Raw genomic sequence first — 8,688 nt, forward strand, 5'->3', positions numbered from 1 at the left:
GCCTGATCGGGACACCGTTTCACGAACACCAGGCCCGTATCTGACACGCGCCCACGGTGGCTAGTTTGTCACCTTCATTTGGACGCGGCGCCATGACCAACTCCTGGCAGGATATGCAGAACTCTGATTGTTTCTTGATCGCCGGCAGCAACTGTGCCGAAAATCATCCCATCGCTATGAAATGGGTTAACCGCGCCCGGGCAAAAGGTGCCAAGGTTATTGTGGTCGACCCGCGTTTTACCCGTACCGCTTCCCAGGCAGATATCTTTGCGCAGATCCGTCCCGGAACCGATATTGCTTACCTGGGTGCAATGATCAATTATTACATTGAGAACAAGCTTTATGATGAATTCTATGTTGTGAATTTCACCAATGCGCTTTATAAGATAAGCAAAGATTTCGGATTCAATGACGGTATGTTTTCTGGTTTTAATCCTGAAACCAAGAAGTATGATTATAAAAGCTGGGCCTATCAACTGGACGCCGATGGCAAACCGGTAAAGGCAGCCAGCCTGGATGATCCGGACTGTGTTTTTCAAAAACTTAAAGCCCACTATTCCAGATATACCTTTGATGTAGCCTCAAGGATCAGCGGAATACCGGTTGCCAAAATCAAGCAGATAGCCGATACTTTTGCTGCAGCCAAACCCGGCAACATCTTCTACGCCCTGGGCATGACTCAGCACACCACCGGGGTGCAGGGTATTCGTTGCTATGCGATCATCCAGCTGCTCCTGGGCAATGTGGGCAAGGCCGGCAGCGGCATCCAGGCCCTGCGCGGCGAGCCTAATGTTCAGGGTTCCACCGATATGGCCAACCTGAACGCCAACCTGCCTGGATATATCCCTTATCCCACTAATCAAGAAAAAACCCTGAATGATTTTGCCATAAGTAAAGGCTCGGTTCAGTATAAACCAATGGTAGCCTTGCTCAAGGCCTGGTTTGGCAAGAACGCCACTCCCGAAAACGAATACGGGTATCAGTGGCTGCCCAAAAACAATCCAGCAAATATGCCCATTCAACCCCAGTTCTTTAGCAAAATGGAAGAAGGACAGTTTAAGCTTCTCCTCAACTGGGGCTCCAACTCCACGGTTTCTATCCCGGATCGAAAACTGGTGGCCCGAGGCCTGTCCAAACTGGAAATGCTGGTAGCGGCCGATATATTCAATACCGAAACCGCCCAGTTCTGGAAAGAAGAAGGATTAAATCCGGCCGAGATTCCGACTGAGGTAATCTTCCTGCCGGCGGCCTTCGTTTATGAAAAGGCCGGCAGCATGACCAATTCTTCCCGCCTGGTTCAGTGGAAAGAAGTGGCCTTAAAACCCCTCAATGACGTACACCCGGATTTGGATATGCTGGATCACATCTTTAAGAGAGTGCGCGCCCTTTATGCTGGAAGCGCCGATCCCAAGGATGAACCGATTTTGAAGGCCAACTGGGACTATGGCGAGCATGAAGCGAGTGCTTTAAGGGTGCTTCAGGAACTGGGTGGCTATAACGACACTACTGGCAAACCTATTGCCGCGATAGGCGAATACCTGGCAGCACCGGTCGGCACGGTTTCCACCGGATGCTGGATATATGCAGGCGTAACGCCGGAAGGCCAAAATCTGGCAGACCGCCGGGGCAATGCGGATCCCACCGGTCTGGGCCTGAACAAAGAGTATGCATTTGCCTGGCCGGGCAATATCCGCGTTCTCTATAACCGGTGCTCCTGTGATGCCCAAGGGCAGCCGGTTGATTCCAAACGCAAGCTGATATGGTGGGATCCCGTCCAGAATCTCTGGGTCGGAAATGACGGACCCGATGTGGTCGACAAGACCAAAGGTCCCGACACTCCGGAAGGAAAGATTGGGTTCAAACAGAATCCGGAAGGTGTAGGACGCTTATTCGCAGCTACTTATAAGAGCGGCGCGGTTGCTACTCCGACAGAAGGTATTGCGGCTGTTCCGATTCGTGGAGCAGGCATGACGGTTGATGGACCGATGCCGGAGTTCTATGAGCCGATTGAAAGCCCGACCGCCAATCTTCTCCATCCCGAGGTGCAGAACAATCCCTGTGCCAAGATTGTTTCAAAAGAGTTTGGCAAACCGGATGAATATCCCTATGTCCTTACCTCCTATGGGGTTGTCGAGCACTTCTGCGCCGGAGCGATTACCCGCAATATTCCCTGGCTGAATGAGATAGCACCTGAGCCATATGCTGAAATAAGCAAAAACCTGGCCCATAAAATAGGAGTCAAAGAAGGGGATGAAGTCGAAGTATCCTCTGCCCGCGGCAAGTTAGTAGTGCGTGCCCTGGTGACCGACCGAATCCAGACTCTTAAAATCAACGGTAAAGATCAGGAGACCATCGGTATGCCGTGGAGCTGGGGCTTTGCCGGCTTGAGTACTGGCCCCAGTACTAATAATGTGACAATGAATGCATGCGACCCCGGAGCTGGAACTCCTGAGTATAAATGCTGTCTTGTCAACATAAGGAGGGCTTAACGATGGCGAGAAAAATGGTTTTTATTGACACTTCATTATGCACCGGCTGTAAGGCGTGTTCCGTGGCCTGCAAAGCCTGGAACGATCTTCCGGCCGAAAAGACGCAACGCATAAGCAGTTATCAGACCCAGGCTGACTTTACACCTAATACCTGGACCTATGTCAGGTTCAGAGAAGAGTACAAAGATAATAAAATGCGTTTTAATATGCTGAAACTCCAGTGCTTCCACTGCGCTGATCCTGCCTGCATGAAGGCTTGTTCTTCTAATGCCATCTATAAGACGGAAACGGGATACACTTTGGTCGACAAAGAAAAATGCATTGGCTGCGGTTATTGTGTGGCGAACTGTCCATGGGGCGTTCCCAAGATTGATGAAGCTACTAATAAAATGAGCAAATGTACCGGTTGTATTGATCGCGTTGAAAGCGGCATTAAACCGGCATGTGCTCAAACCTGCCAGCCCGGCGCGATACACTTTGGCGATCGTGATGAGATAATGCCCCAAGCCCAGGCCCGCGTTGCAGAGCTTCAATTAACCAATCCGAAAGCACATTTGTATGGCGATAATTTGATGGGCGGCACGACTTATGTTTATCTGCTACAGGATAGGCCAGATGCTTATGGGCTTCCTTTAAATCCTACTACGCCGATATCTTTGACTCTTTGGAAAGATATAGTTCATCCGCTGGGTGGTATCGCGATTGGCGCTTCGGCTGCGGCTATTACTGTCGGGGTTATTGTTAATTTTGTGAGGGGCAATTATGCCAACAGAGCGAAAATTATCGCGGAATCCCACGACGAAGGAGGTAAGTAGATATGGCAAAAGAGGTATATCGTTTTTCCGCAGGAGAGCGCTTTGTTCACTGGTGTCACGGCGTTGCATTCCTACTGTTGCTTTTTACCGGACTGGGAGTGCTCGTCACCGTTTTTCAGCCGGCCATGAACATATTCGGCGGGATTCAAGTTACACGAAATATTCATCGTGTCGTGGCTGTGCTGTTTACGTTAGGTATGATAGCAGGGTTCATTGGCAAAGGTGTAGGCGCACGCCAGATGCGGCGCTGGTTTAAGGACGTCATTAACTTCCGTAATGATGACCTGGCTCATGCCAAGAATTTTGGTATAGAATTCTTTGGCGGCCATAAGCCATTCCCGCCCCAGGGCAAGTTTAACGGTGGTGAAAAGCTGAACTCTATGTTTACCATACTGGGGACACTTTGCATTGTAATCAGCGGCTACATTATGTGGCTTGCTCCTTCAGGCCCAAGTTTGCTGCTACAGTGGGCGTATCCCATACATGCGGCCTGTGCACTTTTTATGACTGCTCTTTTGATTGCCCATTTATATCTGGGAATACTTCATCCTGATTCAAACCAGGCTCTAAAGGGTATTTTCACCGGTTGGGTTCCTGCCAAGTTTGCTTATGAGCACTATGAAAAATGGTATAACGAAGAGGCTAAAGAAACCATAAAAGGATAAGAGGAGAATTTGTATGGCTGCAGAAAAAAGCAAATTGGTAGTTGCGGAAAACGCGGAACAAGCTTACCAGAAGTATCGTCAGCTCAAACTAGAGGTTGATGCCTGGCGGCAGGAACGTGGTTCATACTGGCAGGCGAGTTTAAGCATGAGTGATGAATCCCCATATTTACCTATTGTTGATTTACCTCAAGATGCAATTATCGAGCTTTGGCAGAGATTAAATCTCTCTGCCAAAGTAGAAATAAATGATTCAGACTTGTGGGAAATGTGGGAGCAATTGAAGTCAGGCAACAACATGATGGAAGCAGAAATGGGAACACGCCTCCAGATAGCGGTTAATGGTGTAGCTAAACTGGCTAGCCAGACCGTCAATGAAAAGGGAGTGCCGGAGCAAAAGTATAATCCCCGCGCATCAGAGAATCCAGAGAAAAATATAGCCGCTTGCCCGGTTTGCGGCGAAATATCGACTTTGGCGGTTCTGACCGCACCGGACGGGAAAAGAATAATGCACTGTAACACATGCAACTTTGAATGGCCTGTACAGCGTACCGGATGCCTCTTTTGCGGAAGCGAAGATTCCAAGAAATTGTTTTATCTCAAAAACGAGGCGTTTCCCGGAATTGAAATGGGTGTTTGTCAGGTTTGTGGGCAATATTTCAAGGAAATCGATGGGCGTATGCTTTATGCTGCGGATTATTTTTGGGAAGATATGAGAACGCTTCCGTTGAATTATGCAACCGAACGCTGGATAGAAGAACAGGTTAGAAAAGATAATCGAATCAACTAGAGAAGCCAAATAATATGAAATTAATATTTGGGAACTAATCACACCGAAGGATAGTCTTGATAGTATCTCTGGTAACATGATGCTGATAGACTAAGTGGCATAATTTTTGATGAAAAAGCTTAGGCTTTTCATACATCCCAATCTTTTTCTTCCCGCTTTTGCGGGAAGCTTTTTTTTATCAAGGATAAGGATAAGGATAAGGAAACGATCGTACATGAAAATCATAAAGAAGAGAAAACTAGTAGCGATGAACGAGGCTTTGTAAAGATAGCCAATTTAAACAAAAAAACGGTAACTTCATAATTACTAAAACAAATAGAAGATAATAGTATTAAAGGCAATATATATAATCTTAACCCAAGTAAGTTGACACGATTCTCCTCGGGTGTTATGTTAAAAGTACAATAAAAACCGGCATAATTGAATTATGATAGATTAATGAATTGCTACCCCTATGAGCAATCCTGTTAAGTGAGAATATTTACTGATAAGCGGAAGGAGTCGAATAACCATTACTAGACGTCCGCCCCTTACCCCAGAAGAAGCTGCTCAAATACTTAAAATTTCCAAATACACCTTGTACGAGCTAATCAAACGGGGAGAAATTCCCTCATGGCGCATTGGAAGGAAAATACGTATTGATTATGATTCGCTAATGCACTACTTGCAGGGAGACTCAGGTGAAAAACGCCCCCGGGGATATTTTGACGCGCAGGAGGATGTATCTTCAGACAATGGCTTTTGTTTTATGGGCAGCCACGATCTATCCGTTGAACTGCTGGCAGAGTTTTTAAATCACTCTGCTTCTTCTCTTTCCCTTAAGACTATTTTTAAAGGTAGTATGCAAGGCCTGGTTGCTCTTTACCACAGAAAAGCGCAAGTAACCGGTATTCATCTTTGGGATGAAAAATTACAGGAATACAATCTACCTTTCGTAGAACACATACTTCTGGCTGAAGCTTATACGGTTGTTAACCTGGTTCAAAGAACCCAGGGCTGGATTGTCGCCGCAGGCAACAAGCACAATATCAATTCCTGGGAGGATATCACCCAAAAAGGTACACGCTTTGTAAACCGGCAGAGAGGCTCCGGCACTCGTTTAAGAATAGATCAATACTTGTTGGAAAATGAAATACCAGTCCGCCAAATACAGGGTTATGAAAAAGAAGAAAAGACTCATTGGGGAGTAGCACTTAAGGTTGCTAATGGAGAAGCGGATTTCGGCATTGGCATTCAATTTGCTGCCCAAAGGATGGGTTTGGATTTTGTGCCCCTGTTTAAAGAACGGTTTGACCTGGTTATTCTTCAGGAAACAGCAGAAAAGCCTGAATGGCATCAGATACAGGCAGTTGTAAACTCAACCGCATTCAAACGGGCGGTTGAACAGCATATTGGCTATGATACCTCCCTGACCGGAAAGATCATCTACGAAACTCCCCATTCTGCAAAGGCGCGTCCTTAGGAACTACCTGTATGTCTGAACTAAACTCTATGATCTTGCTCAGGCTAAGGAGAAGGCTCTTTTAGTTCCAGGCGGGCTTAGCACATTTCTAATGTTCCCTTTGGTCGCAATTAAGGTGTTAAAAAGAAAAAGCCCCTCGCTGGGGGGACATAGTATTAATTACATTTTAGAACCTATACATTTCCTCAACTGACTCAAAGTGTAATTGCTCCTTGGCTATTTTAGATATTCAGAATAAGGTTGACGGGGAGTAGTATTGAAGTGACGTCTGTAATACACTTCAAAAAAATTAAACGATTTATTTTGGGGGAGTCATGATATATGGAAACAGCTAAGATAGTTAAAGAAGCGAAAATATTTTTATGATTGGATTAATTATTGGAGTTATAATTAATTTTTTTTGCATATTAAATTCACTATAGTAAACTCAAATGAAGACTCTTTCCCCTGTGAAAGTAAGATTCTTCACTAATATTCTGCTCGGGATGATATTTACAGGATAAATAAGGTTGGGTAAGAATAAAGGCAGGCAATTTTCCAATGTGTAAGAATAAACGAAGGGGTTTACTTTTATTAATAATCCTTATACTCACTCTGCTCGTGATTAAGTATGGTAATCTCTTGATGTCTCATTTTAACTATCCTAGCTTTATGGAAAGGCTGCCCTTCGGAGCTAAATGCGAAGTGCCGCTCGCAATTTCTTCTCAGGATAATAACCAAAACGGAATTGCTGATGCCTTGGATATTGTTGATGGTGCTCGTCAAGAGGTTAAACGGGGCACTCAATATGACAGCTCCTATTATTCGAAAGGGTATCCTCCCGAAGGCAAGGGAGCCTGTACAGATGTAATTTGGCGCGCCTTGCAGACGGCCGGTTATGATCTGCGTGCTCTGGTGGACGATGACATAAAAAAAGCCCCTGCTGCTTACGGAACCACCGGCAAGAATCCGGATTCAGCTATCGATTACCGCCGCGTAAGGAATTTACAGGTGTTTTTTCAGCGCCATGCTGAAGAATTAACCACGAAGGTAAAGCCTAGAGATATAGAGAACCTGGTTAACTGGCAACCGGGAGATATTGTAGTATTTGCTCCTCCATTAGAGCATATTGGAGTAATATCAGATCGGCGCCGCAGGGATGGGGTGCCCCTAGTTATACATAATGGCGGACCCCGTGCCAGAGAGGCAGATGCTCTAACGAATTGGCCTACTAAGATAATATATCATTTCAGATTTATAAGCGATAAAAAAGCCGAGGCGCTGTAAACGGCCTCGGTTTTGTTTTTGTACGTAGGTGTCTAAATTTATATTTGACCGTTAATTAGAAGATCCATTTGCAGGTAAGAAAAAGCATGACTCCACTGCAAAAAATCCTTTTTGTTGCATAAGGGTTGCATGAATACACAAAACGAGCGTTGGCGAAGATGAAAGCGGGCGGTCGAAGACCGCCCTCACAATGCCTTGCAGTCACTATTAAGGTTGTTGCGCCTGATTCGGAACGACACGGGGGTCGTTCCCTACATACCCTGCGATCGTTTTTAAGGGTGCTGAGCGGTATATTTATGCACACTAATGCATATTTATAAATTTTTGCAGTGACATCATGATTGGATTTTGACTATCCGCCAGGTTGCCCAAAGTTTATGATACGCTGTGATAACCAGCAATTATTCTGGCTCAAGAAATACCTGGTTAATCTTGCTTATATCAATTGCGGTCAGATTTTCGCTATAATAGATTAAGCAAAGGAGGCAGAATCGGTGGTAGTTTCATTAATAGGATTAGCGCTTGTGGTTATAGTGTTGATATTAGCAGCTACTGCAATATCCGCAACCAGAGGAAGTTCTAAAGAGGGAGGGAACATTATGATGAAAAACGTTTATATTTATGTGGTGTTATTTGCAACCTTAATGATGATAATCGGCGGAAGCGTAAGCGCATTTATGGCCATTGCCGATATTGTTACTCCTGCTCCGTATCAGCAGTCATTTGAAGAATATAGACAAGGGGGTTTGGAAAAGTCTGAAAATGCGAATACCAAAGCTAATCTTAGCGAGGCTGAGCTAAAAGCAAGATATGACGCTCTGATTGTAGCTGAAAAAGACCGTCAAGTTAACCGAGCTAAAAATAGGCTGATAAAAAGCATGGGTTGGATCATTATTCCACTACCGGTATTTATAGTTTTTCAAAGACGGCTAAAGTCAAGCCCGGAGGTTTAAATTACCAATTAGCGTGTTCAAAACCTTTTAAATTTCGCTATAATTCATTTCTTAATCCCGGGGCAGCTTGGCTTGAAAAAACTCGCCGGTTAATAACCTCCATAACAATATGCCGGAGAGTATGCCGGATAAAGCTACGGCCAGTGGTTGGCTCCAATAGACACCGGTAACGCCCCAGAAGGAAGCAAAAAATACCGCCAGCGGGTAGCGAAAAACGAGTAAGCGGGCAATAGAAGTGAAGAGTGAATACC

At 45.3% G+C, this 8,688-nt stretch carries 8 protein-coding genes; 7 read left to right on the forward strand and 1 reads right to left on the reverse strand.

Features of this window, described 5'->3' with window-relative positions:
• The 7 genes from fdnG to PHP87_RS09335 form a co-directional block, all read left to right on the forward strand.
• On the forward strand, nucleotides 1-2,489 hold a 2,489-nt coding region (gene fdnG, locus PHP87_RS09305; protein WP_299920585.1), incomplete at its 5' end, for a formate dehydrogenase-N subunit alpha.
• 2 nt (nucleotides 2,490-2,491) lie between these two features.
• Complete coding sequence (locus tag PHP87_RS09310) at nucleotides 2,492-3,304, forward strand: 4Fe-4S dicluster domain-containing protein (RefSeq protein WP_299920586.1); 813 nt, start codon at nucleotides 2,492-2,494, stop codon at nucleotides 3,302-3,304.
• Between the two features lie 2 nt (nucleotides 3,305-3,306).
• Entirely contained in the window at nucleotides 3,307-3,969 is a 663-nt protein-coding gene (locus tag PHP87_RS09315) for a cytochrome b/b6 domain-containing protein (RefSeq protein WP_299920587.1), read from the forward strand.
• Nucleotides 3,970-3,982: 13 nt separating this feature from the next.
• Entirely contained in the window at nucleotides 3,983-4,756 is a 774-nt protein-coding gene (gene fdhE / locus PHP87_RS09320) for a formate dehydrogenase accessory protein FdhE (protein WP_299920590.1), read from the forward strand.
• 511 nt (nucleotides 4,757-5,267) lie between these two features.
• On the forward strand, nucleotides 5,268-6,218 hold the full coding sequence (locus PHP87_RS09325) for a helix-turn-helix transcriptional regulator (protein ID WP_366942924.1): 951 nt from the start codon (nucleotides 5,268-5,270) through the stop codon (nucleotides 6,216-6,218).
• A gap of 540 nt (nucleotides 6,219-6,758) precedes the next feature.
• The gene (locus tag PHP87_RS09330) at nucleotides 6,759-7,484 is read left to right on the forward strand and encodes a DUF1287 domain-containing protein (RefSeq protein ID WP_299920591.1); all 726 of its coding nucleotides are present in this window, start codon (nucleotides 6,759-6,761) and stop codon (nucleotides 7,482-7,484) included.
• Between the two features lie 494 nt (nucleotides 7,485-7,978).
• Nucleotides 7,979-8,437 (forward strand): hypothetical protein, encoded by a 459-nt coding sequence (locus tag PHP87_RS09335; protein WP_299920592.1) that lies wholly within the window; start codon nucleotides 7,979-7,981, stop codon nucleotides 8,435-8,437.
• A 51-nt stretch (nucleotides 8,438-8,488) separates the two neighbouring features.
• Here the strand turns inward: PHP87_RS09335 and PHP87_RS09340 are convergent.
• Nucleotides 8,489-8,688: hypothetical protein (locus PHP87_RS09340; RefSeq protein WP_366942923.1), on the reverse strand; the 200-nt coding region annotated here is incomplete at its 5' end.

It is taken from the genome of Syntrophomonas sp. (genome assembly GCF_028707975.1).
Classification (GTDB): Bacteria; Bacillota; Syntrophomonadia; order Syntrophomonadales; family Syntrophomonadaceae; genus Syntrophomonas.